Annotated in this window: 24 protein-coding genes and 2 pseudogenes; 19 read left to right on the top strand and 7 right to left on the bottom strand. The window is 61.2% G+C overall.

All coding sequences use genetic code 11. The features are described 5' to 3' along the window. Positions 1-30 precede the first annotated feature (30 nt). Complete coding sequence (chrA, locus tag ABQJ48_RS01395) at positions 31-1,248, top strand: chromate efflux transporter (protein WP_367835962.1); 1,218 nt, start codon at positions 31-33, stop codon at positions 1,246-1,248. Between the two features lie 115 nt (positions 1,249-1,363). On the opposite strand, the gene ABQJ48_RS01390 is transcribed toward chrA, so the two are convergent. Continuing rightward, positions 1,364-2,350 carry a zinc-dependent alcohol dehydrogenase family protein gene (locus tag ABQJ48_RS01390; protein WP_367835461.1) on the bottom strand — a complete coding sequence of 329 codons (987 nt, stop codon included), beginning with the start codon at positions 2,348-2,350 and terminating at the stop codon, positions 1,364-1,366. Between the two features lie 88 nt (positions 2,351-2,438). Next, complete coding sequence (locus tag ABQJ48_RS01385) at positions 2,439-2,714, bottom strand: DUF1488 family protein (protein ID WP_367835460.1); 276 nt, start codon at positions 2,712-2,714, stop codon at positions 2,439-2,441. A 934-nt stretch (positions 2,715-3,648) separates the two neighbouring features. Here ABQJ48_RS01385 and ABQJ48_RS01380 point away from each other — a divergent pair. From ABQJ48_RS01380 to ABQJ48_RS01370, 3 genes are read left to right on the top strand one after another with little or no spacing between them, the layout of a single operon-like run. Next, the gene (locus ABQJ48_RS01380) at positions 3,649-4,503 is read left to right on the top strand and encodes an ABC transporter permease (protein WP_367835458.1); all 855 of its coding nucleotides are present in this window, start codon (positions 3,649-3,651) and stop codon (positions 4,501-4,503) included. 30 nt (positions 4,504-4,533) lie between these two features. Further along, entirely contained in the window at positions 4,534-5,553 is a 1,020-nt protein-coding gene (locus tag ABQJ48_RS01375) for a taurine ABC transporter substrate-binding protein (protein WP_367835457.1), read from the top strand. Between the two features lie 29 nt (positions 5,554-5,582). Further along, positions 5,583-6,320 carry an ABC transporter ATP-binding protein gene (locus tag ABQJ48_RS01370; RefSeq protein ID WP_367835456.1) on the top strand — a complete coding sequence of 246 codons (738 nt, stop codon included), beginning with the start codon at positions 5,583-5,585 and terminating at the stop codon, positions 6,318-6,320. A gap of 139 nt (positions 6,321-6,459) precedes the next feature. Here ABQJ48_RS01370 and ABQJ48_RS01365 read toward each other — a convergent pair whose 3' ends face one another. Beyond that, positions 6,460-7,704, bottom strand: a complete 1,245-nt coding sequence (locus ABQJ48_RS01365; protein WP_367835960.1) for a DUF1479 domain-containing protein — start codon at positions 7,702-7,704, stop codon at positions 6,460-6,462. A gap of 93 nt (positions 7,705-7,797) precedes the next feature. Between ABQJ48_RS01365 and ABQJ48_RS01360 the strand changes: the two genes are divergently transcribed. Beyond that, a complete protein-coding gene (locus ABQJ48_RS01360) occupies positions 7,798-8,697 on the top strand; it encodes a helix-turn-helix domain-containing protein (RefSeq protein WP_367835454.1) in 900 nt (299 codons plus the stop codon). A gap of 111 nt (positions 8,698-8,808) precedes the next feature. Here ABQJ48_RS01360 and pdxR read toward each other — a convergent pair whose 3' ends face one another. Beyond that, positions 8,809-10,233 carry a MocR-like pyridoxine biosynthesis transcription factor PdxR gene (gene pdxR / locus ABQJ48_RS01355; protein WP_367835453.1) on the bottom strand — a complete coding sequence of 475 codons (1,425 nt, stop codon included), beginning with the start codon at positions 10,231-10,233 and terminating at the stop codon, positions 8,809-8,811. 243 nt (positions 10,234-10,476) lie between these two features. Here pdxR and ABQJ48_RS01350 point away from each other — a divergent pair, with 243 nt between their 5' ends. The 12 genes and pseudogenes from ABQJ48_RS01350 (at position 10,477) to ABQJ48_RS01295 (ending at position 19,485) form a co-directional block, all read left to right on the top strand. Beyond that, positions 10,477-11,094 carry a nitroreductase family protein gene (locus ABQJ48_RS01350; protein ID WP_367835452.1) on the top strand — a complete coding sequence of 206 codons (618 nt, stop codon included), beginning with the start codon at positions 10,477-10,479 and terminating at the stop codon, positions 11,092-11,094. A gap of 114 nt (positions 11,095-11,208) precedes the next feature. After that, complete coding sequence (locus ABQJ48_RS01345; RefSeq protein WP_367835451.1) at positions 11,209-11,841, top strand: FMN-dependent NADH-azoreductase; 633 nt, start codon at positions 11,209-11,211, stop codon at positions 11,839-11,841. Between the two features lie 49 nt (positions 11,842-11,890). After that, positions 11,891-12,634, top strand: a complete 744-nt coding sequence (locus ABQJ48_RS01340; RefSeq protein WP_367835449.1) for an SDR family NAD(P)-dependent oxidoreductase — start codon at positions 11,891-11,893, stop codon at positions 12,632-12,634. Between the two features lie 214 nt (positions 12,635-12,848). Beyond that, entirely contained in the window at positions 12,849-13,805 is a 957-nt protein-coding gene (locus ABQJ48_RS01335) for a cupin domain-containing protein (RefSeq protein WP_367835447.1), read from the top strand. 266 nt (positions 13,806-14,071) lie between these two features. Beyond that, positions 14,072-14,707 carry a nitroreductase family protein gene (locus ABQJ48_RS01330; protein WP_367835445.1) on the top strand — a complete coding sequence of 212 codons (636 nt, stop codon included), beginning with the start codon at positions 14,072-14,074 and terminating at the stop codon, positions 14,705-14,707. A 189-nt stretch (positions 14,708-14,896) separates the two neighbouring features. Further along, positions 14,897-15,442: a carboxymuconolactone decarboxylase family protein gene (locus ABQJ48_RS01325; protein ID WP_367835443.1), complete on the top strand. Its 546-nt coding sequence runs from the start codon at positions 14,897-14,899 to the stop codon at positions 15,440-15,442. A 123-nt stretch (positions 15,443-15,565) separates the two neighbouring features. Continuing rightward, a complete protein-coding gene (locus ABQJ48_RS01320) occupies positions 15,566-16,261 on the top strand; it encodes a glutathione S-transferase N-terminal domain-containing protein (protein ID WP_367835441.1) in 696 nt (231 codons plus the stop codon). A 70-nt stretch (positions 16,262-16,331) separates the two neighbouring features. Beyond that, positions 16,332-16,802 (top strand): pyridoxamine 5'-phosphate oxidase family protein, encoded by a 471-nt coding sequence (locus tag ABQJ48_RS01315; RefSeq protein ID WP_367835439.1) that lies wholly within the window; start codon positions 16,332-16,334, stop codon positions 16,800-16,802. Between the two features lie 20 nt (positions 16,803-16,822). After that, positions 16,823-17,272 carry a GNAT family N-acetyltransferase gene (locus ABQJ48_RS01310; RefSeq protein ID WP_367835437.1) on the top strand — a complete coding sequence of 150 codons (450 nt, stop codon included), beginning with the start codon at positions 16,823-16,825 and terminating at the stop codon, positions 17,270-17,272. Between the two features lie 207 nt (positions 17,273-17,479). Beyond that, complete coding sequence (locus ABQJ48_RS01305; RefSeq protein ID WP_367835435.1) at positions 17,480-17,980, top strand: YkgB family protein; 501 nt, start codon at positions 17,480-17,482, stop codon at positions 17,978-17,980. 116 nt (positions 17,981-18,096) lie between these two features. Beyond that, positions 18,097-18,553 (top strand): annotated as a pseudogene (locus ABQJ48_RS01300) (DUF3788 domain-containing protein). Between the two features lie 149 nt (positions 18,554-18,702). Next, entirely contained in the window at positions 18,703-19,485 is a 783-nt protein-coding gene (locus ABQJ48_RS01295; protein WP_367835959.1) for an SDR family oxidoreductase, read from the top strand. On the opposite strand, the pseudogene ABQJ48_RS01290 reads toward ABQJ48_RS01295, so the two are convergent. Then, positions 19,477-19,707, bottom strand: a pseudogene (locus tag ABQJ48_RS01290) (N-acetylglucosamine-6-phosphate deacetylase); the annotation flags it as partial. The gene ABQJ48_RS01295 and the pseudogene ABQJ48_RS01290 overlap by 9 nt on opposite strands. A 973-nt stretch (positions 19,708-20,680) precedes the next feature. On the opposite strand from ABQJ48_RS01290, the gene ABQJ48_RS01285 reads away from it, so the two are divergent. Together ABQJ48_RS01285 and ABQJ48_RS01280 are read left to right on the top strand one after the other, a co-directional pair. Continuing rightward, entirely contained in the window at positions 20,681-20,962 is a 282-nt protein-coding gene (locus tag ABQJ48_RS01285) for a DUF3303 domain-containing protein (RefSeq protein ID WP_367835434.1), read from the top strand. 37 nt (positions 20,963-20,999) lie between these two features. Next, complete coding sequence (locus ABQJ48_RS01280) at positions 21,000-21,737, top strand: hypothetical protein (protein WP_367835432.1); 738 nt, start codon at positions 21,000-21,002, stop codon at positions 21,735-21,737. Positions 21,738-22,171: 434 nt separating this feature from the next. On the opposite strand, the gene guaA is transcribed toward ABQJ48_RS01280, so the two are convergent. Together guaA and ABQJ48_RS01270 are read right to left on the bottom strand one after the other, a co-directional pair. Beyond that, the gene (gene guaA / locus ABQJ48_RS01275) at positions 22,172-23,755 is read right to left on the bottom strand and encodes a glutamine-hydrolyzing GMP synthase (protein ID WP_367835430.1); all 1,584 of its coding nucleotides are present in this window, start codon (positions 23,753-23,755) and stop codon (positions 22,172-22,174) included. 203 nt (positions 23,756-23,958) lie between these two features. After that, complete coding sequence (locus ABQJ48_RS01270) at positions 23,959-24,720, bottom strand: hypothetical protein (protein WP_367835429.1); 762 nt, start codon at positions 24,718-24,720, stop codon at positions 23,959-23,961. Positions 24,721-24,726: the final 6 nt, after the last annotated feature.

Raw genomic sequence — 24,726 nt, 5'->3', positions numbered from 1 at the left:
CATCCAGGCAACACCGGCACCAGCTTTTCCATGCGCAACGCGGATATCGACACACCCCTCGCCGTATCGGCCCATAGTTCGCCATGGACCCTCTTTCATATTTTTTTGCGGCTCGGCCTCACTTCGTTCGGCGGCCCGGCGGCGCACCTCGGCTACTTTCGTGACGAATTCGTCACGCGCCACCGCTGGCTCGATGAACATACGTTTAGCGATCTGGTGGCACTGTGCCAGTTTCTGCCGGGGCCCGGCAGCAGCCAGGTCGGCATGGCGATCGGACGTCTGCGCGGCGGCATTGCAGGGGCGGTAGCGGCCTGGCTCGGTTTCACGCTGCCGTCAGTGCTCTTGCTGGTCGCGTTCGCGTCCGGCTTCACGCATCTGTCCGATACGGCTTCGCTTCATTTGCTGCGGGGACTGAAGATCGCGGCGGTCGCGGTAGTCCTGCAGGCGGTGTGGTCGATGGGACGGATGCTTTGCCCTGACCGCGCACGCGCGACGATCGCGGCGGCCTCGGCCATCACGGTGATCGGGCTCGGCGCGGGCTATGGGCAGCTTGCGTCGATCATCGCCGCGGGGTTTGCGGGCGCCGCGTTTCTGAAGTCGTCGACCGAGGTGCCGCGCGCGCCGCTCGGCATGCCGGGCTCGAGAACCGGTGCGCTCGTTTGTCTGGCGGCCTTTGCGCTGCTGCTCGTCGGACTGCCCGCGCTCGCCGCCTATCTGCACAGCTATCCGGTCGATCTGTTCGCGGCGTTCTACCGGGTCGGCTCACTCGTGTTCGGCGGCGGACACGTGGTACTGCCGCTGCTCGAAGCGGTCGTCGTGCCGCGCGGATGGGTGTCCGCGAACGCGTTCATGGCCGGCTACGGCGCGGCGCAGGCGGTTCCAGGTCCACTCTTTACGTTTGCCGCGTTTCTCGGCGCCGTCAGCAGCGGACATCCTGCGGGCATCATCGGCGCACTGATCGCCATCCTGGCAATCTTCCTGCCGTCTTTCCTGCTGGTGGGCGCGGCGCTGCCACTGTGGGGCGACTTGCGCGCGTTTGCGCCGATGCGCCGCGCCATGGCGGGCATCAACGCCGCCGTGGTCGGCATTCTGCTCGCCGCACTGTACGACCCCGTGTGGAGCAGCTCAGTGCATACGGGACGCGATTTCGCGCTTGTCGTCGTCGCGCTCGTGCTGCTCGCGTGGTGGCGCGTACCGTCGTGGGCGGTCGTGGCGATCACGGCCGCGCTCGCGTGGTGGGTCGTGTAGAGGTGGTTCCCGCTTTTGCGGACGCGCGCGCGTCAGTTGCGCGGGCGCTCGCAGTCGCATCCGGCTCGCCGCGGTCAACGCCGCCATCGTGAAAGGGGCACCTGTCGGGATTGCCCTATCGGACGACGAGCACGGCTGCGCCTGTCAGCCTGCCATCGCGCAGATCGCTCAGCGCCCGGTTGGCCTGCGCGAGCGGATAAGTCGTCGTTTCGATCGCGAGCCGCGTCTCGGCTGCGATCCGCATGAAGGCGAGCCCGTCATCGCGCGTCAGATTCGCGACCGACACCACGCGCCGCTCGCCCCACAGAAATGCGTACGGAAACGCCGGAATATCGCTCATGTGAATCCCGCCGCAGACCACCACACCGCCCTTCGCGACCGCTTGCAAGGCGCGCGGAACGAGTGCGCCGACCGGTGCGAAGAGCAACGCGGCATCGAGTTCGTCGGGCGGCCTCTCGTCGCTGCCGCCCGCCCACGCCGCGCCCAGACGCAGCGCGAGTTGCTGGGCTGCGCGATCGCCGGAGCGGGTGAACGCAAACACCGTGCGCCGCTGATGACGCGCGACCTGCGCGACGATATGCGCCGCGGCGCCAAAACCATAGATGCCGATCCGCTCGGCGTCGCCCGCCATGCTCAAGGTGCGATAGCCGATGAGACCGGCGCATAGCAGCGGCGCCGCCTCGACGTCGGAGTATTGCTCCGGCAGAAGAAAACAGTAGCGACTGTCGGCGACGGTGCGCCCGGCGTAACCGCCGTCGATCGTGTAGCCGGTGAAGCCTGGTTCGTCGCAGAGATTTTCCCGCGCCGACAGGCAGTAGCGGCAATGCCCGCAGGTGTGGCCGACCCACGGCACGCCCACCCGCTCGCCAACGGCGAACCCCGTCACGCCCGCACCGAGCCCCGCTACGGTGCCGACGATTTCGTGGCCCGGAATGACAGGCTGTTTCGGATGATCGAGTTCGCGATCGACCAGATGAAGATCGGTGCGACACACGCCGCAGGCATGAATATCGATCAGGATCTGGCCGGCAGCCGGGATAGGATCGGGCATCTCCTGCTCGCGCAGCAACGCTGAGCTACCGTCGAACACCATCGCACGCATAGCGTTCTCCTCGACATTCGGAAGCAGGCCCGCAGCGCGACAGGATGGAACCGAGGCTCAGCCGCCTCACGCGCAATTCACCCGCAATTCACTCGCAAAAGCGGAAATAGCCGCTGTGCAGAAGCATCGGTTTGCCGCCGATCTCCTCGAGCATCTGCCTCGCCGCCTGTTCGATGGGATGTCTGTTCGAGTCGAACGCGGCAATCAGGTCGTCTTCGCGCAGGGAAGCAGCACCGAAATGATCTTCGAGCGCCTCGGCCGTAATCGCGCATTGCACGCGAATACCGTCCACTTCGGCCGGGAACGCGATCACGAGATCGCGCGCGCAATACTCCGGACACTCTTGAGGGAAATGAATCTTCATGACCATCGCCTGGTTCGCTGCGCAGCAAGCGAAGCTGCAACGGGCGCGCCGCGCTTCGAGGCGGTCCGCCTGCGCGACGCCCGCCTCTCACCAGCATACGAGTTCTGCGCGGCACGTCAAATGCTGGCCGCGGACCCCGCTTGACCGAGGTCACTCGCACCGGACTCGCCTCCCCTGCACTGAACCTGTCCACGTGCACTGGCGTGCGTCCCGGGATGGACTTCTCCCCACGCTGGTTCGCGCAAACGCCGGCGTAATGGGTATGGAGCGAATGAAACGGTCTTCGCGGGCGCGACTCGCGCAAGTCCTGCTCGACCGAACGCAAGCGTTGCGTGAGACGCGTACGGTGCATCCGATATTGCGCAGGGCCGCCCATCGCCGCGCGGATCGCTTCCGGTTAGTATAAAACTTACGTAGGGTTGGACCGATGTGACCGGCCAAAACGACCGTGGTGGATCAGGAGGAGACGATGCCCGATCGCCCGCAACCGATATCGATCGAGGTCCGCGTTTTCCTCGACCCGCTGCGCCGAGCCTGCGAGGCCTTACCCCAACGAATCGAACGCTCCGTCTCGCCGGCGAATAGCAGGCAAACTGCCATGGCACGCTGGACCCATCGGATTTATACGGCTGGTACTACCGGCTTCTTTATTGATTGACAATCCTTGACTTGCCGGTCGAGCGTGCGAATACGCAGGGCGCGCGAGGTTCAACCTAAGTTGCCCGCGACGACGACATTCTGGCCTGGAGAGGAACCGCTAACGGGGCCGTCCAGATAAGATGGATGGCCTGAAGCCGCTATCGGCTGACGGATGTCCCGACTGATCTGCCAATCTGGCAGCCACTCGCCCTTCGGTGCGCCGCCCGCGCACCGAAGGGCGAAGACTACTCGGCCACGCGTCGATAGCACATAGCTTGAACTCGAGGAGAAGGCAGTGAGATCCCTATCCGAACACGGTAAGCCGGTCTTGCGACGCGCTGCGTCAGAGAACGAACTGAAACTCAAAGCTCGCCGCACTCGCGCGGGCCTGGGGTCGTACGGGTTAACCTTTGCGGTGATCCTGACGTCGATCGTGCTGTGGCAAGGCGTGTCGATGGCCCATATCTTTCCGGCGTTCGCCCTCCCGTCGCCGGTGGCCGTCTGGCAATCCTTCGTCAGCATCCTCGGCAACGGATATGGCGGCCAGTCGCTCGCCAGCGATATTTACATCAGCTGTTTTCGAATCGTCATCGGCTTTGTCGGGGCGATTGTGATCGGCGTTCCGGTCGGACTGCTGATGTCGCGCAGCAAGGTCGTGTTCGACATCATCGACCCGTTGCTTCAATTCATCCGCCCTGTTCCACCGCTCGCGTACATCCCCCTTCTGGTGGTGTGGTTCGGCATCGGCGAATTGCCCAAGGCGATCCTGATTCTGGTCGGCACCATCCCGGTGATCATTATCGGCACCATGTCCGGGGTCCGGAGTACGCCGGCTCTGCGCATTTCGGTTGCCCGTACGCTCGGCGCCACCGACACGCAGATCTTCCGCAAAGTCATCTTGCCTTCGGCGTTGCCCGAAATATTCACCGCGATGCGCGTCGGTATCGGCGTCGCCTGGACTTGCCTCGTGGCCGCTGAACTGATTGCGGCGAGCAGCGGACTGGGCTGGCTCGTGCAATTCGCGGGGCAAGCGCTACAGGTCAGCATCGTGATCGTGGGCATCGTGATCATCGGGCTAATCGGATACGCAATGGAGCTGGTGATTCGCAAGATCGAAAAACTGATCGTGCCGTGGAGTGGACATAACTGATACAACGACTGCTACTGGAGGAGATGAAAAATGAACAGGAAACAGTGGATACGGGCCGCGACAGCGGCGCTGCTGGCGCTCGGCGCGACGACCTCGGGGACGGTTCTGGCCGCCGACAAGGAGCAGGTCATCATCGGCTACGAGGACAATGGCGCCGATCCCTACATGGTCTCGATGGCCGAGCATATGTTCGAGCGGCATATCAAAGCGGACGTGCAGTACAAGATGTTCAGCTCGGGCCCCGCAGCGATGAGCGCACTCGCGTCGAACAGTCTGACCTTCATGTGCGGGCTCGGCGTACCGCCGCTCGTCACGGCGATCTCGCAGGGCTTGCCGATGACCATCGTGTACAACCAGGAGCGCTATACCAATGCCGCGGGCATCGTGGTCAAGCCCGACAGCGGAATCGGCAGCGTCGCGGCACTCAAAGGCAAGAAAATCGCCATCGTTGCCGGCTCGCAAGCCTCTTTCGAGCTCGCGACGTTCCTCGCGCAGGCGAATGTGCCGTACGCCTCGGTGACGCAGATCAACATGGCGCCGCCGCAAATGCGGACCTCGTGGGTAACCGGCGCGATCGACGCGGCCATCGTCTGGGATCCCGTGTTCAGCGCATTGCGCGCGGAGGGCGGCAAGGTGATCAAGACGGACGGCGATCTACCGCGCGAAGCGTCGAGCTACAACGTCTGCATTGCCAACGCCGACTGGGCGAAAGCCCATCCGGACATGGTGAGCGGTTTCGTCGCTGCGCTCGACGAGGGCTACCAGATGACGCAAAACCAGAAAGATCGCGCGTTGGCCGATATGGCGCGCCAGACGGGCGTCACTGTACCGGTGGCCACCAGCGAACTGGCCGGCTACGAACTGTTCTCCGGAGCCGATCAGACCACGCCGAAAGTGATGGGAAATGGGGCCGGCGTCAAGACGTCGGCGACCTACCTGACCCTGGTCAATACGGCGAAGGTGCTCAAGGATATCGGTCGGATCGAATCGGTTCCGGCGAGCTTCGATAACAATGTCGCCCCGCAGTACTCGCAGCATCTCGCCCATTGAGGCGAGGAACCGCCAAGTCGGAGAAAAGCGTGAATATCGTTATCGATTCTTTGTATAAGACGTTCGGCGCGACCACGGCGCTGGAAAACATCAACCTGCAGTTCGAGGGCGGCGAGTTCGTCACCGTGCTCGGCTCATCGGGCTGCGGTAAAACGACCTTGCTACACCTGCTGGCGGGTCTGGATGTGCCGTCGCGCGGCAATGTTTATATCGACGGCAAGGTCAAGGACAAGCCCGGCGCGGATCGCGTCGTCGTGTTTCAGCAGGCCGGCTTGTTTCCGTGGCTGAGCGTCGAGGACAACATCGAGTTCGGCCTGTCGCTGCATGCGGTGCCGAAGGAGCAACGCCGTCAGGCGTCGGCCGAGATCCTGCACACCGTGGGCCTGGACGGTTTCGCGAAGCACAAGCCGTACGAGTTGTCGGGCGGCATGCAGCAGCGCGTGGCAATCGCCCGTGCGCTCGTCATGAAGCCCAAGGTGTTGCTGATGGACGAGCCGTTCGGAGCACTCGACGCGCAAACCCGCAGTTCGATGCAGGCGTTTTTGACGGCTCTCTGGGAGCAACTGCAGTGCACCATCGTCTTCATCACGCATGACATCGACGAAGCGATCTTTCTCGGCACGCGTCTCGTGGTGTTGTCGGCACGGCCGGGGCGTGTCGAACTGGACGTGCCGATCGAACTCGAGCGGCCTCGGACTCCGGAAGTCACGTTCGACCCACATTTCCTCGATCTGAAGAAACGCGCAATGGGGATTCTCGCGCATTGAGCGCGGGTGGCGGCGCGATCCAGCGCGCCGTCGAAACGAATATCTCGGCCGACGCTCGCCGTGGGTGAAGGATCAAGATCCGTTACCCACCAGCGACGCTTTCGCAATCGGAGCGAGCGCGCCTGCGTAACCGTCTCTGTTACAGATCAAAGCCGAGTTGTGCCTTGCCGAGCGGTGTCAGGTCGTCGGCCGACGCGCGACCGATGAAATCGACTTCGAAATGGTCGGCCGGGAAATCGGGCGGGCTCTCACCTTTGAGGAAGCTCGGCAACTGACGCTTCAGGTAAGCGTCGTTTTTCGCGCATGCCGGCGCGGAGGCAATGTACATCACATTGCTGTAACCCGCGCCCTGATGCGCGTCTTCGACCGCATGGATGACGTCGCTGTGCCAGAACACCGTGTCGCCGGCTTGCATCTTCGGAATCGACGACAATGCCTCGAACAGCGGCGCATGAAACTCCGGTTTGATCGAGAGCGCCCGTCCGGGCATCGCCCCGCACAGGTCGTCGTCGGCGACATCGTCCTGAAGCGCGCGCAGCAGGATGTACACCATCGAATTCGCAATAGGGACGAGTTGCAACGTGCCGTCGCCGGGGCCTTGCGGCGTCAACGCTGTCCACCCCTGAAAGGTGCGGAACATGGAACAGACGGCCGGCGACGCGATTTCTTCGACGTCCGGCCGGAAAGCCGCGTCGAACGCATCGTAATCGCGCCAGTTCCCAGCGAACACGTGACGGTACACCTTGCGGAAATTGCTTTCGATCCAGCGCTCGACCGAGCCGCCGTCGCAATGTGCCGACAAGCCGAGCGACGCCGAGCCAGGCGGCCGGCGACGCAGACGGTCGGCATAAACAGGCACGCGCTGCGGATCGAAGTGAACGCGACCGTCGGTTTCATTGCGCCACAGACTGTTCAGGAACACACGCGCCGCAGTCAGCGACTCTGACTGGCGGGCCAGCACTTGTGGCTTCGACCAGTACACGCCATAGATCTGCGGCTTGCTGGACGCCAACTGGCCAAAGTATTTGTCCTCGGCGCGGTTTTCGAGGCGCTTGTCGAGATGATTGCGCTCGACGTAGTTGGCGATATCCTCGTCCCAGCCTTGCACCAGCGTGCGCGCAAAGACGTTGCGAATCACACATGCGCCGCACGCCTTGATCCCTGCGATCTGCTGCGCGGTGACACGTTTTTCTGTGATGTCGGAAAACTCGATCTCAGGTATCACGTTCTCGCCACGGTTGCGCTGCGCGGCGATTCGCTTCGCCTCCGCGCGGATCGCTTCTTCGACTTCGGCGAAGACCTCCCGGTAATTCGGCAACCCCGCGCGCAACGCCTTTTTTGCCTGCCGAATCGCGGTCGGCAAATCCTCGATTTGTAGCGCCATCATCGTCTCCGTATGAATTTCGTATGCCCGAGCATATGACGCGCGTGCGAATCGTGGTGATACCATTCAGTCAATTCATTTGCGTTTTCGGCCATGAAACCAGCTTACGAGCGCGTCCAGTTCGGCGAGGACTGTTCGGTCCGGGTTTACCATCGGCGGCTCCCGCGCATTCCGTTCGAGTGGCATCACCACCCGGAGTACGAGTTGACGCTGACGATGAACAGTCATGGCAAGCGCTATATCGGCGATGCTGTCAACGAATACGAATCCGACGACCTCGTCCTCGTGCCGCCGAACCTCCCGCATACCTGGGCATCGAACCGTTCCATCGATCCATCCGCGCCGCAGGTCGCCATCGTCGTGTGGTTCGACGGCGATTGGGCGCGACGCATCGCGGATTGTTGCGCCGAATATCAACCGCTGCGCAAGCTTTTACGCAGGGCCGCATGTGGACTGGCCTTCGAGCCGCCTGCGGGTAAATCGATGCGCGGCCACCTGGATGGATTGCTGTCCAGCGTGGCGCGCGACCGGTTGAGCGCCGTGCTCGATATCTTGTGCACGCTCGCCGACGCGCCAGGCCACCCGCTCGCCTCTCCCAGTGCTTTCAATGAGGGTATCGCGGGTCCATCCGGTTACGAGCCTGAACGGATCAACCGGGTGCTTTCGTTGATTGATGCGCGCTTTGCCGAACCACTCCGGCTGTCAGAACTGTGTGAGGTCGCCAATCTTTCGGAACGCACACTCACGCGCTATTTTGTTCGTCATATTGGCGAGAGCGTGGGTCGGTACATCGCGCGCGTTCGAGTCGGGCACGCGTGCCGAATGCTGGTCGACACTTCCTTACCCGTTGCCGTCATCGCTGCCCGTTCGGGCTTCGCTAACGTTGCCAATTTCAACCGGCAATTCAAGGCAGCAAGGCAAACGACGCCGGCCGAATATCGGCGGATGTTCGCCGCTGCGAGTTCGCCGGATCGGGGCACAGCGGCCCGCTGACCGCCGCCTTTCCGAGCGCAACGGAGCCGGTGAATGTCACGAGCCGAATCATAGATTTGTGCATTCGCATCGGGCGCCGTTAGCAACGCGTTATCCGACGGCCGCCGGGTTTCATGAACGATATCGGTCAATGATCTCGAACAGTCGCTGACACGATGTCGCCAGGTGCTCTGCAGGCGCCGTCGCAACGCCGAGCAAAAGGCCGGGTAACGCCCACGACGGGGTCCCGAACCATGCGGTCAATGGCGATGGCGCCATGCCAACCTTCATCGCATCCCTAACGATCTGCGCGTCGGGTGCATCGTCGGGGAGTCTGAGCAGTACAGCCAGGCCGGCGTTAACCCACTGCGCCTCGCGCATCCTTAACTGCTCGCAGAGCGCGTCACGCTGCGAGGAGTACAGACGCTTGAGCCGACGGACGCGCCGGACGTAGTGACCATCACTCATGAATCGAGCCGTGGCGAGTTGCACGACCGGTGACGGTGCGGGCGCAAGCGTTGCAGCTACTTCGGCGAATGCATTGGCCAGCGCGATTGGCGCCACGACAAAGCCAAGCCGCAGCGCCGGGCTGATTGTCTTGCTGAAAGAGCCTATATGGATAACCCGTTCGCTCTCGTCCTGGGACGCCAGCGCGGGTGCTGGCCTGCCTTCCAGTTGCAGCTCGCCGAGGTAGTCGTCTTCAATGATCCACGCGCCGCTCGATGCCGCCCATTCGAGCAGCTGAAGTCGCCGCCGCAAGGACAGGGTCGAGCCCAACGGAGCTTGCTGGCCGGGAGTCACGACGGCTAACGCCGCGTCGGCGGCTTTCTCGATTCCATAGTCGACGTTGACGCCGTCTGCATCCACCGGTACCGGCACAATATTCAAACGGGCGAGCTCGAGCCCCTTGCGGGTGACCATGAAACCGGGCTCTTCCATCCAGACCTTCTTACCGTCCAAACCTAGCACCCGCAGTGCAAGGCCGAGTCCGGCGATGTACCCGGAAGTGATAAACACCTGCTCCGGGTAGCAGTGGAGGTTTCTGGCAATGGAAAGATAGCCCGCAATTTCTGTTCGCAGTTCGCGCTCCCCTCCTGGATCCGGATAAAGCAGTGACGATAAGCAATCGGTCTTCAATAGATTTGCCGAGCGCGCGCGTGCAAAAAGCTTGTCCGGTAGACCTTCAAATGCAGGAATGCCGAGCTGAAAGATCGCTGGCCCGGCGTTCATCTCGTGATAGGCCGTCATAAAAGCGCCGGGCTGCGGCGCTTCGGCGTGAGTCGCCGCAGTGCGGGACCGTGGCGCCACGCGTGTACCACCCGCCCCGAACGTTTCGATCATCTGAGCGTCGGATAACCGTTCATAAGCCCTCTGGACCGTACCGCGCGCCACGCCGAGCTGCGCGGCCAGGTCCTGCCATGAGGGCAGTCGAGTGCCCGGCGCGAGGAGCCCGGACTCTATTGCCTTCGTAATGCTCAGCCAAATCTGTTCTGACAGGGGCAGCTTCGCCCTGCGGTCGAGCCGAATCTTCAGGTTGGAATTCATTTCTTGGTACACACGAAATTGGTCGGTCTTGGTTCTTCAATTCGTACCATCGATGGTACAGAATATTGACACCATTGCTCGTACAACTTCAAGGTCAACAGGGGGATGCTTCGCCAGGATCATTCGACTCGATAAAAACCCGACCTGCGAAGCTGTTGCGCTTATTCGTCGTTAGACCAACGACAGAGAACTGACCATGCCGGTCAGCTACATAACCTCCTGTTTCTCAATTCACCCCTTCGCCAAGGAATAGCCGTGACCAACGCCGTCATCGAATGCATCCTGAGCCGCACCGCAGCCAAGTACTATGACCCTACCGCGACATTGAGCGACGACCAGATCCGCGAGCTGGTGCGAATCGGCACGAGCGCGCCGACATCGTTCCACTTGCAGAACTGGCGCTTCATCGCTGTGCGCTCCCCTGAAGCGAAGGCCAGACTGCGGCCGATCGCATGGGATCAGCCTGCGACCAGTGAAGCGGCCGTTACTTTCATCGTCTGCGGGCAGCTAGTCGAAACCAGTGTGATACCGGAGCGTCTCGCACCGCTGGTGGAAGCGGGCGTGATGCCGGCAACCATGGTCCCGGAATGGGAGATCCCGGCGCGCAATCTGTATATGGCTTATCCGCAGCGCCGCCGCGACGAGGCCGTACGCACGGCCACTTTCGGTGCGGCGGCGATGATCTATGCGGCCCGCTCGATGGGTCTCGGTTCAACGCCGATGATCGGTTTCGACGACGAAGCAGTACACCGCGAGTTCGGACTGGCCGAAGACGAAGTACCGGTGATGCTGTTGTCGGTCGGGCCGGAGCGAGCCGGAAACTGGGCGCAGAAGCCCCGCGTGCCGGTATCGGATGTGCTGGAACTCGTTTAGTCACCCGAAAAGCCGCTATTTTATGGAGGCTACGATGTCAAGCATTCCTAATCTAATGCCTGACCACGATGGCTATACCATCATTGGCCTTGTTAAGCCGCTGGGGAAAATCTGATGAACATCCTCCACATCGATTGCAGTCCGCGACGCGAGTCGCACAGTCGACGGCTGTCTGCAGCGGTCGTCGAAAAGCTTTTGACGCTTCTCCCCGACGTGACGATCAGCCGCCGGGATCTCGGATATGAACCGATACCTCATGCTGGCGCCGATTACGCCGCCGTTCTGGCGACGCCAAAGTCGCTCGCGGCGGCAGGAAGAGACCACGACGCGCTACGACTGGCCGAGCAACTCATCCGGGAGGTCGAGAATTCCGATGTCGTTGTCATCGGCACGCCGATGAATAACTTCACGGTCCCGTCCGTCCTGAAGGCGTGGATCGACCAGATTCTCCGTGTCGGGCGCACGATGAAGTCGACACCAGCCGGCAAGGTCGGAATGCTTCAGGACCGCCCGGTATTCGTTGGAATCGCTTCGGGTGGCGTATTCGCCGGTGATGGAGCCAACCAGCCCGATTTTCTCACCCCATATGTATCCGCGGCACTCGGCTGCATCGGTCTTAACACAGTCCATTACCTGCGTTTGCAAGCCACTGCGTTCCTCGACGAGACTCGCGCAAGCGAGGTTCGCCGCTCGCTCATCGCGACGATCGAACCGGCGATGGCAAGCCTCGTGCAGAGCCTCGTTTAAGTGTTCTTTAAGTGTTCGTATAGCCGGCCACTCGATAAGGAAGCCTACGATGCCAGCAACTATTGCTCTGACGCAGGAACGTACGAGCACATCACGAAAGGTTGTTGTCGTTACCGGCGCCTCGCGCGGGATGGGTGCCGCGATCGTTCGGGCATTTCGCAAGCTCGACTATGCCGTCGTTGCCACCTCCCGTTCGATCGAGCCGTCGCGCGACGCGAACGTCCTCACGGTCGCCGGTGACATCGGCGACCCCGCGACCGCCCGACGCGTGATATCCGAGGGCCTCGCCCGATTTGGCCGGATCGATACGCTGGTGAACAACGCCGGTATCTACATCGGCAAGCCTTTTACCGAACACACCGCAGAAGACTATGCCGCCGTGATGAACGTGAACATGGCGGGGTTCTATTACATCACGCAACTCGCGATCGCCGAGATGGAAAGGCATGCAAGTGGCCATGTGGTGAGTGTTACGGCCAGCATCGATCACGTTGCAATCAGCGGGGTGTACTCGGTCCTGGCGGCGCTGACGAAGGGCGGCATCAACGCTGCCACGAAGTCACTGGCGATCGAATACGCGAAAAAGGGAATCCGCGTAAATGCCGTCGCGCCCGGAAACATAGAGACACCGATGCACTCGCCGGCAATGCACGAAGCGCTGGCAGCTTTCAACCCCATCGGACGCCTGGGTGAAACACGCGATATCGCCGACGCCATCCTCTTTCTCGATTCGGCGCCGTTCATTACCGGAGAAATCCTGCACGTCGACGGCGGGCAAAGCGCTGGCCACTGACATGCGCCGACGCTGTCCGTGAAAGACGAGGAAAGCGCCACTTATCCATGCGTTGCCACGCGCGGGCCGGTTCGGTAGCCCGCTCGACTTTCTTCGGACAAGCCGAAGGCAATATTGGAAAACCCGCATTGTGCCAATTCTGGTTGGAGGCGTAATAGCCTCCATGAATACACCGACTTCCAGTTTTTTTCGTGCCGAGGCCTAACTGAGTCCTATGTCCCAAGTCGACTGGCTGAGCCACCTACTGCAAATGATCACCGTCACTGGCCGGGTGGAGGTCCGTTGCACCTATGGTGCGCCATGGCGTGTGGCCTGGGCCCAGTCCGCTGCGCATGAGGTTCCCTACCACGTCGTGCTCAAGGGCCGGGCCATCATCGAGGATCCCGAGACAGACGCGACCCGGGAACTGGTCGCCGGCGATATCGTGCTGCTGCCTCAGGGGTCGGCGCACGTGCTGCACGATGGCAGCGGACACCCGCCCGGGCCCACATGCGAACGCCGCGATTCCGCCGGATTGATGTTCAGCGAGAATGACGGCCAGGGCGAGCATCTGGACATGCTGTGCGGACGATTTCTCATCGGGCCGCCTCATGATCAGCTGATTCGCAATTACCTGCCCACGAATGTCGTTGTGCGGACCATGCAAGGTCATGGTGAAACGGGTGAGGGGTCTGCGTTGAACCACCTGGCCAGTTTCGTGGCGCTGATGCGCGAGGAGTCCACGGGCGACAAGGTCGGCGGATACGCGATCCTCAACGCCCTTTCCTCGGCGCTCTTCACGCTGGTATTGCGCGAGGCGAGCGAATCCAACCAGGCCCCGGCAGGTCTCCTGGCGCTAGCCGGCCATCCACGACTGGCGCCGGCCATTTCAGCGATGTTCGTCGATCCTGCGCGGCCCTGGACCCTGCCTGAGCTAGCCGACTTATGCAGCATGTCACGCGCCACCTTCATGCGGCACTTTCAGGACACGCTCGGGCGCTCGGCCATCGACCTTCTGACCGATATCCGGATGAGCCTGGCTGCCAACGAACTGAAGAAGCCGATGATTACCACCGAGGCCGTGGCCGAGTCGGTCGGGTATCAATCCGTGTCGTCATTCCGCCGCGCGTTCACCGAGCGGATGGGCATGACGCCGGGGCAATGGCGCCGTTTGGCGCGCAACGGTCAATAACGCCGTCATTCCGCGCTTCGCTTTCGGTGTGCGGCCCCAATGAGGCGCTAGAGCGGTCGGCGCGCTACCGCTCATTCGGGCGGCCAACCCTCGACACGTTCGTCAATACCCGCAGCAAGGGTCGAGTTGATCCTTTTGGATATTTTATTGAGCATATCCAGACTCGAAAGAGCGATCGACGCGGCCTAAAGTGGAGGCTCCTAACCACCTGACGAAGGGTTCACACCATGAGCAGTATCGCGATTACCGCTATTGAATCCGACACCATGAAAAACGAAACCAGGATGACCAACGCCGTCATCGAATGCATCCTGAGCCGCAGCGCGACAAAGTACTACGACCCTACCGCGACCTTGAGCGACGACCAGATCCGCGAGCTGGTGCGAATCGGCACGAGCGCGCCGACATCGTTCCACTTGCAGAACTGGCGCTTCATCGCCGTACGCACGCCTGAAGCGAAGTCGCGATTGAGTCCGATTGCCTGGAACCAGCCCGCGATCAAAGATGCAGCGGTCACTTTCATCGTCTGCGGCCAGCTGGTCGAAACCAGTGTGATACCGGAGCGTCTCGCACCGCTGGTGGAAGCGGGCGTGATGCCGGCAACCATGGTCCCGGAATGGGAGATCCCGGCGCGCAATCTGTATATGGCTTATCCGCAGCGCCGGCGCGACGAGGCCGTACGCACGGCCACTTTCGGCGCGGCGGCGATGATCTATGCGGCCCGATCGATGGGTCTCGGTTCAACGCCGATGATCGGTTTCGATGACGAAGCAGTACACCGCGAGTTCGGACTGGCCGAAGACGAAGTACCGGTGATGCTGTTGTCGGTCGGGCCGGAGCGAGCCGGAAACTGGGCGCAGAAGCCGCGCCGTCCCGTGGCCGACGTGCTGGATCTGGTATAGGCGCGTCGCCGTCGCAGCGGCAACACCGAATAGTCCGAGCCACTCCAGGTGAAAGAAAAGCAACAGGGCGTCTCCTGCTTCAAGGACAAACACGCTTGGACCCAGAACCTGGACGCGACGTGAACCAACTTATGGTCCCCGCAGGGACCCTTCTCAATCCGTAAAACCAGTAACTCAAGGAAGACTACGATGCCAAGAACTATTGCTCTGACGCAGGAACAAGTGCCGTCCGATTCGAAGCCGACGCTCGATGCGTTCACCAGGAACATCGGGTTCACCCCGAATATGATGGCGAGCTTCGCGCAAAGCCCGATTGCGTTCAATGCATGGGCCACCCTGCTCGGTTCGCTCAGCAAGGCGCTCGACGTGAAGACGCGTGACAGCATCGGTCTGGCTGTCCCCGAAGTCAACGGCTGCAACTACTGCCTCACGGTGCATAGCTTTACGGCCGAGCACATGGCCAGGCTGTCAGCCGATGAAATCATTCTCGCCCGCAAAGGCCATGCTACCGACCCGAAGCGCGACGCCGCCGTGCAGTTTGCGCGCAAGGTCATCGAGGCCCGCGGGCAAGTCAGCGACGCTGATCTGAAAGCGGTCCGCGATGCCGGCTACACCAATGCCAACGTGATCGAGATCGTCGCGCTGGTGGCCATGTACTCGCTGACCAACTTCTTCAATAACGTGTTCGATCCCGAGAAGGACTTTCCCGCCGTTCCCCCGGCCGGCTCGATCTGAACTCTGTTCCCTCGTCTGCGAGGGATTTCCGAAACGATGCTTGACCACTCATCACGAGGTGGACGGTGAAGGCGAGCCGGCCATGCCCGGGCCGGCTCCGCTTGCTCACACAGGAGAAAACGTATGACGCTCCATCATCCGGTTTTCACGCGCTGGCCGGCACGATACCCTGACCGGCTCCAGCTCTTTTCCTTGCCGACGCCAAACGGCGTGAAGATCGGCATCATGCTCGAGGAAACGGGCCTTGCGTATGAGGCGCACCGCATCGACATCATCGCGAACGAGCATCACGATCCAGCCTTTCTCGCCCTGAACCCGAATGGCAAGATTCCGGCGATCTTCGATCCGAACGGTCCGGGTGGACGGCCGCTTGCGTTGTTCGAATCCGGCGCGATCCTGATCTATCTCGCCGAGAAGACCGGGCAACTCCTTTCCACCGATCCCATTACCCGCTACGAAACGATCCAGTGGCTGATGTGGCAGATGGGCGGTGTCGGGCCAATGTTCGGCCAGGTTGGCTTCTTCAACAAATTCGCCGGCAAAGACTATGAGGACAAGCGCCCGCGCGAGCGCTACGTCGCCGAATCCGCGCGGCTGCTCGGTGTCCTCGACCAACGGCTCGCGGGCCGCGACTGGGTGATGGGCGCTGACTACAGCATCGCCGACATATCACTGCTCGGCTGGGTGCGCAACCTGATCGGCTTTTACGAAGCGCGCGAACTGGTCGATTACGACCGCTTCTCGCATGTCCAGCGCTGGTTCGAGCGTGGTCTCGCGCGTGCGGCGGTGCAGCGCGGGTTGGCAGTGACCGCGGCCTGAAGCAAGGCCGTCAGAAGTTTCTGGAAAGCAATGCATAGCGCCGCTCAAATTTTTTCAAGCGAGGATATCCGTGATTGAAATCAACGCCGACGTAGAGGCGATCATCAAGCAGGCGATCTTGTCATTCGTCGCGACAGTCAACGAGGACGGGACACCCAATCTTTCCCCGAAGGCCTCCTTGACGGTCAGAAACGGTGTTCTCTATTTTGCCGATATCGCCTCGCCCGGGACCATACGAAACCTGAGACGCAATCCCGCCGTCGAGATCAACGTGATCGACATCTTCCAGAGGTGCGGTTATCGATTCAAGGGCCATGCGTCGATACTGCCGCCAGGCAATGACGAGTATGCGTTGATCGCGGACTGGGTCCGCGCGACGAACGGCCTCGAGTACCCGGTCAATCACGTCGTCAGGATCGAAACTCTCTCGATCACTCCGATCCTGTCCCCAGCGCATGTGTTCGCCGAGCCTGCTCGAAGCCAGGATGAAATCAGGATGACTTACTATCAAAAGTATGGTGTGAGACCCATCGGCAAATAGATTAATTTCAGGAGAAATCTATGCTATCGGTCGAGATCAAAGTCATTGAAAACGACGATTTTGATATTTGGCTTCCTCTGTGGAAAGGCTATCAGCGATTCTACGAAGTGGATATTCCCGAGTCCGTGACGCTTAAGACATGGGCGCGCTTCCTGGACCCGATTGAGCCGATGCACGCGGCGCTTGCCATGGTGGGCGAACATGCCGCCGGGTTGGTACATGCTATCTACCATCGATCTACATGGACCAGCGCCGACTACTGCTATCTTCAGGACCTGTTTGTTGCTCCCGATGCACGCAGCCGCGGCATTGGCCGCGCGCTGATCGAGCATGTCTATGCGGATGCGAAACGTCGCGGGGTGTCCCGTGTGCACTGGCTGACGCACGAAACCAACCATACCGGCATGCGACTTTACGACAGCGTCGGTAATCGCTCGGGTTTCGTCCAGTATCGGAAACAATTCGCCTGAAATGCAGGTTGCGGCTGTCTTCATGACTCGTCCGACACATCGTTGTCCCGGCAAGTTAGCGACAGATGCCCGCGTCCGCGCAGCCCTTCTTTACTTGATCTCTTTTCGCACTTTATCGAGCAAATGCAGTCTCGAAACCGGTACGGGGCAGGCCTCCAGTCGAGGCTCCTGGCGCCCCGGAAAACAACCTGAATGAGGAAATCCAGAATGAGCATTCGCGCAAATCAGTTCCGTCTTCAAATCGCCGAAAAGAGCGTTGGATCGCTCTCGATTCTGGCCGTGCTCAGATGGGCACTGGTCATCATTTTTATCTGGTTCGGCGCAATGAAATTCACTGCTTACGAAGCCAACGGCATCGCTCCGTTCATCATCAATAGCCCCATCATGAGCTGGTTGCACTCCCTATTCGGAATTCGAGGCGCAAGCTACGTCATCGGAGCGCTCGAACTGTCGACTGCGGCAGCTCTGACTATCGGAGCCTTCGAGCCCATTTTCTCCGCATTAGGCGCAGCAATGTCGGCTGCAACCTATCTGATCACACTCACCTTCTTCTTCAGCACCCCCGGGGTGGCCGAAGCGACAGCGGGTGGGTTTCCAGCAATCTCAGCCTTGCCGGGCCAGTTTCTTCTTAAGGATGTCGTTCTGCTGGCTGCATCGTTTTGCCTCTTTCTGGCATCCGTCCAGCCCACGCGGCCTATCGAGCAGTAGTCCTGACGTATATATAAGGCAAACATGGTCTATCGAAGCGTGGATAGGGAAAGCTTCAGATTCTGCTATTTCACTTGCGCAGGATATCCACGCATGAAGACGAAGAGGAAAGCAACATGAAACAGAGCAACGGTATCGGCGACAGAATCGCTGACAAAGCTTCACAGCCCGATGAGCGTACCGTCCGCGACTGGATGGGGCCGGAGACGGTTGAGCATTGGGTTGAACTGCGGCGCTGGATCGCGGCATCCTACCCCGGTGTTTTCGCGCCAAATTGGCTATATGGTGGCCAGAAACGCGGTTGGTCACTGCGCTACAAGAAGACCAAGGCCTTCTGCACCCTGCTGCCCGCGTACCGGTCGCTCTCGGTTCTGGTGGTCCTGGGGCGGGCGGAGCGAGAGAAGTTTGAGGAGCGGCGGTATTCCTGGAGCCCACACCTGGTCAAGCTCTACGATGAAGCCCGAGCCTACCCTGACGGCAAATGGCTGACTGTCCCGATCTCATCGGCAGATAATCGGCATTGAGCTGATGGAGCTTTTGAGTATGAAGCGTCCGCCACTTTCAGGCGGTTGAATGGCGCGGGAGTTCTAGAACCCGCGAGGCACTTGAAAACCGGGAACCCTTCGAAGGTCCAGCACGGGTTGTGATTGTCAAGCGACAGTTTAGCTCTCGCGATCCAGCGCGGGATGTTGGTGACATGGACTACCCCAGGAAAGCAAACAATGAAAATCGTAGTAATCGGCGGCACGGGGCTCACGGGCTCGAAGACCGTTGCCATTCTTCGCCTGGGCGGCCACGAGGTCGTCGCGGCGTCACCCTCGCGTGGCGTCAATACAATTACCGGAGAAGGACTCAAAGAGGCGATGACCGGCGCACAAGCAGTCATCGACCTGTCCAATGCGCCGTCCAATGAGCCCAAGACAGCCCTCGAATTCTTCGTTACCTCTGGCCGGAATCTTCTCGCAGCGGAGTCTGCGGCGAACGTCCGGCATCATGTCGCGCTATCCATCGTCGGGGCCGACCGGGTCCCGGATCAAGGCTATTTCCGCGCCAAGGTCGCCCAGGAGAAACTGATCGAGGCTTCGGGTATCCCTTACACGATCGTTCGCTCGACCCAGTTCCTGGAATTCCTCGGTGGCATCGCCGATGCCAGTACGGATGGAAGCGTCGTTAGCCTCACACCGAACCTGTTTCAGCCTGTCGCGGCTGACGATGTGGCCGCCATCGTCGCCGAAGTGGCGTGCGCCGATCCGCGCAACGGAATCGTCGAGATCGCAGGCCCCGAACGCGCGCCGTTCAACGAAATCGTGGCTCGCTATTTAGCGTCTATCGGCGACCCACGCGACGTCGTGCAAGACCTCGACGCCCGATATTTCGGCGGGCGACTCGAGGAAAAGTCGCTCGTACCGATGGGCGACGCGCGACTCGGCCCCATCAACCTGAATGAGTGGTTACGTCGCTCGCGCAACGAAGCTCTTGTCATGCCGTCAACGAGCTCGGTTTGAAACATCGGTAATTAGCAGTCCGATCGACCGCAGATTACGCAGCGTCTGACCCATTGCCACAGTGCTGCCGGCGAGCATGAATTCAGCGACACGCACGCCGCCCACGCATTTTTCGACATACTGGCTGCCACGCCAGTACTCACCGTCAGACATGCCAGTGGCTGACGTACCGACCGTCACAGCATGGAGACGTCGGGCCGCCGACCGGCCCGCCGCGCGCAACCATGTCCCGAAACTGCCAGGCTTAGCGGCGCTGAGTGTCAACCCGCCAAAGGCGCTCGTGTGCGTGATCCTCGTTCAATGTCGCCATATAGTCCTCGAGAGCGCTGAACCCATCAGGGAAGATCTCTATAAGCTACGAGCGATAGCATTCGATGGCCCGCTTTTGCGCTCCAGGTCAATTGCCATGAGCTCAGAAGATTGAATGTTCCATTCGGTCCTTTATTTGGCTACCTCGACATTGTCGGGGTTGATCACCGGATACTGACCTGTCGCATACGGAATTTCCTCGTACAGCGCGATGTCAGATTCTGCGTCATGTGAGATTTCCCTGAGCACTTTAGACGTAATGAAGTGATCGACGTGCCGGCCGATGCCTAACGGAGAAAGTACGAACTTTGGGTTGATTTTATCCAACCATTCGAGGACCAGGTCCCGCAGAGGCCCGTAGATCGTCTCCGCGGAGGCAGGAGCCGCGGAATAAACGGACGCCTCAGTCGGATAGAGACTGCTCCCGTCATCGGCGTGCCTGTAGATGCAGTCTGGAAGGTTACCGTGGATGTAATGGGCCCCGACAACATTCCTCCCCCGACGATCTGGCCGCCGTTCGCGGTGACCAGGTCGCGCACCTTCCTGTTCATCACGCGTGGCCAGATGTAAGTCGGCCGACGGCAGATAGAACGTCTTCGCCCCTGTTGTATGCATCAGCCAGGGAATGAGCGGCTCGAGCTACCACCTTAGGATCGGTGATCCCCATGAACGAAAGCGGGCCAGTCTGCGCGGCGATGACTCCGACTTTGATGGGTAATTGGATCATGACGTCCTCCTCATTCTTCCCGGCGAGCCATCTTGCAGGCGACGGCTGTGGAGCTATGTCGACTTGCGTTGCAGTGCACATGCCCAATTGCATCCATATGCCGCAATCGAGCGTATAAATTAAGGCAGGTGGGACGACCCACCGTCAGGAGACACAGCCATGAAATTCATGATGACCTTTCACTGGGCACCGGATACCCAACAGCGTGCCGAAGCCATCGCGCGCTTTCAGCAAACCGGCGGGCTCCCGCCTGACGGCGTCCGGCTGGTGGGCCGGTGGACGCGAGCCGATCTGGGCGCAGGCTTCGATCTGCTTGAAACAGATGATATGAAGAAACTCACCGAGTTCGCCTATCAGTGGAGCGATCTGATGGAGCTGGACATTGTTCCAGTGCTTGACGACGCCGAGCTGAGCGAGGTGCTGGGGCGCGTCGTGAAATAGAGGGTTCAACGCACGTTCGACATCGACGCTATTCGACATGAATACCACCGGGCGCGCCCGCAGCCACGGCCTGCGGCACCGCGTGATCCTTGCAGCCGGACCAGGACGCTGGCGACGGACGATCCTGGCCCTGCTCGTCGTTCTGATCGGCTATGCCGCCGCCGATCTCTTCTGGCCGTTGCACCGTGACCTGAGCCGCTTCGATCCCATCGCGACGGGGACACTCGAAACGACAATGTGGCGCTCCTATTATGACCGCCAGCACGTGGCGCTCTTTCTTGAACTGGCGCAAACCCTGCGCACGCAATACCACTTTCCGTGGCTAAGGTCGTATGTCGGCGCTTACTACGGTGCATCCGCCGCATTCACCTTCAAGGAGGGCAAGGAACGCAGCGATTACGAAAAAGCGTTGCCGGCGCTGCAAACCTATTTCAGCCTGATCCGCAACACGGGGAACCGCGACTTCGATGTCTCGCGCACCACGGCGCTCGAACTGGAATGGTGGATCGTGCACCGGCAGCGTGAACGTTATCCGCCCGGCGCATTGGGCAGCGCGTGTGCTGAAGCTGCCGCATCGCTGTATAGGGTGCCCGCGGGCTCGACACTCGAACACGGCCAGTTGCGCGCGCAAGCGATGCTGCTTCGCGACGCCCGTGAAGAAGCGGGCAGCGTCACCGACGCCGATTGGGCAACCATCGAATCGCTACTGCACCGGAGCTACCTGTCGCTCGGCCACGCCGTTTCGTCGACAAACGCCGGCTCTGGCGCGCGATGAGCGACGCGCCAGCCCGCTCGAGAGGCCACAGTGATGCGACGCTTCATGTGGCAGTCGCGACGAAACGATCAGCATCGCTTTGGAAGAGCAACGCGTTTGTGCGCATTTAGCAGACCGTTGAAATATCCGTCGTTGATGCACTCAGATGCATGACGACGGATGCTGGGTTCGCACTTTGAAACACGAAACACATTTGCGTGAATTCGACGTTGCCTAAAGGCTCACCATAGCGGTGTTATCCATTGCTTCCTGCCCCTGAGCAAGGGTGCGCATACGCGTCAGGTTGTAGCCGATACCGTCACAAATACCGTCAGCGTCGCTGACGGTATCAAGCTAATCAACCACCTACTGACCGCATCGGCAATTTCGGATTGCGCGCGCGATTTTATCGGTCACCCAAGCCGATGATTTAAAAAAGAGAACTTTGAGAACCCCTACTCCCACTCGATCGTCGCCGGCGGCTTCCCCGAAATGTCGTACACGACCCGGTTGATCCCGCGCACTTCGTTGATGATCCGGTTCGACACATGCCCCAGCAAATCATGCGGCAGATGCGCCCAATGCGCCGTCATGAAGTCGAGCGTCTGCACCGCCCGCAGCGCGACGACGTATTCATAGGTCCGGCCGTCGCCCATCACGCCGACGCTCTTCACCGGCAGGAACACCGCGAACGCCTGGCTCGTCAGGTCGTACCACGACCTGCCGGTTTCCTTGTCGATGAACGTGCGCAGCGTCTCGATGAAAATCGCGTCCGCGCGGCGCAAGAGGTCTGCGAAATCGCGCTTCACTTCGCCGAGAATCCGCACGCCCAGACCGGGGCCGGGGAACGGGTGGCGATACACCATCGCCGGCGGCAAGCCGAGCTTCACGCCGAGTTCGCGCACCTCGTCCTTGAAGAGTTCGCGCAGCGGTTCGAGCAGCTTCAGATTCAGCGTCTCCGGCAAACCGCCCACGTTGTGGTGGCTCTTGATGGTCTGCGCGGCCTTCTTGCCCTTGCCGGCCGATTCGATCACGTCCGGATAGATCGTGCCCTGCGCCAGCCATTTCGCGTCGGTCAGCTTGCCGGCTTCGGTCTGGAACACCTCGACGAATTCGGCGCCGATGATCTTGCGCTTCGCTTCCGGATCGGTCACGCCGGCCAGCTTGCGCAGGAACACGTCGCTCGCGTCGACGTGAATGACTTTCACGCCGAGATGGTCGGCGAAGGTTGCCATCACCTGCTCGGCTTCGTTCAGGCGCAGCAGGCCGTGATCGACGAATACGCAGGTCAGCTGATCGCCGATCGCGCGATGCAGCAGCGCCGCCGCCACCGACGAATCCACGCCGCCCGACAGCCCGAGAATCACGTGCTCGTTACCCACCTGTTCGCGAATCTTCGCGACGGCTTCGTCGATATAGTTACCCATTTCCCAGTCGGGCTGCGCGCCGCAAATCTTCAGCACGAAGCGCTCCAGCATCGCGCGGCCCTGCACGGTGTGGGTGACTTCGGGATGCCACTGCAGACCGTAGAAGTGACGCTTCTCGTCGGCCATCGCCGCGATCGGGCACGATGGCGTCGAGGCCATCAGCGCGAAACCCGGCGGCATTTCCAGCACTTTGTCGCCGTGGCTCATCCATACTTTCAACATGCCGTGACCTTCGGGCGTGGTGAAGTCGCTAATGCCTTCAAGCAGGCTCGTATGATTGCGCGCGCGCACTTCGGCATAGCCGAATTCGCGCAGATGGCCAATGTCGACCTGGCCGCCCAATTGCGCGGCCATGGCCTGCATGCCGTAGCAGATGCCGAGCACCGGTACGCCGAGTTCGAACACCGCTTGCGGCACGCGCGGGGTGTCCGTGTCGGTGACCGAGCTCGGCCCGCCGGAGAGGATCACGCCCTTCGGCGCGAAGTCGCGAATAAACGACGCATCGACGTCGTACGGATGGATTTCCGAATACACGTTGGCTTCGCGAACGCGACGTGCAATCAGTTGGGTGACTTGCGAACCGAAGTCGAGGATCAGGATCTTGTCATGCATGGCAGCGGACGGAGTCGAAAGTGAGCGGATACGGAATGCCGCGCACGAAGCGCGGCGTTGAATTCAAAGCAGTGCACGTGGGACAGACCGGGCATGAAACATCACGATGAAGCGTACCGGCGCGTCGCGCACCGCAACCCTCTGCCTGCGGTGCGCGCGAACGAACTCCGGTAGCTTGCGCGGGCGGCGTGGCGCGCAGCGCCTCAGCCATGCGCCGGAGGCCGAGGCGCACCAGGCGCGTCGGCGGCGGCGTTGCGGGCCTCGTCTCGCGCCGCTGCGGACGCTGCCCGGGCAGCGCGTTCGGACTCCGTCAGCTTGGCTTCGTCGACCACCGGACGACCCGGGGCCGCCGATACGGGACTGACGGGGCTGGCTGAACCAGCAGGATTGACAGGCCGGGGGGCCGGTGCGGCGGGTTCGATCACCGGCTCGGCGCGATAGACCGGAAAGCCCGCCGTGGCGCGCGGCGCTTGCGCGGCTTCGCGCTCCAGCTCGGGCCGCGTGGCGGTATCTTTGGCGGCCCGCTTTTCAGCCCGGCTGGAGGAGGACTTGACGACGGTTCCCTTCTCGCGCCGCCGCACCGCGCCAGACAGACGCACCCCGCCCAGCCCGATCAGCACCAGCGCGACCCCGCTCAGCACCGCGACGATCTGCCCGAAACCGGTCAGCGACGGCGTATGCAGACCGAGCAGCCAGACCAGCATCAGCACGCCGGTCAGCCAGTTCACATGACCGGCGACCTTGGCGACCGTCGACGTCAGCGCCCCGTCGAACGATGCGTGCAGCGCAAGCCACGCGAGCCCGATCAGCGCCACGCCAAACGCCTGCCCGACCAGAGCCGGCTGCGTTTGCACCAACTGCAGCGCGTCGTACAACGAAGTCCAGGGCGTCAACAGGAACAACAGGCCGAACGCGAGCAGCAACAAGGCATCGAGGATAAGTACAACGCGCAGCAATGGCTTCATTGTCGT

The sequence above is a fragment of the Paraburkholderia suaedae genome, assembly GCF_040812055.1.
Taxonomy (GTDB): Bacteria; Pseudomonadota; Gammaproteobacteria; order Burkholderiales; family Burkholderiaceae; genus Paraburkholderia.
This window is presented reverse-complemented; position numbering and strand designations above follow the sequence as displayed.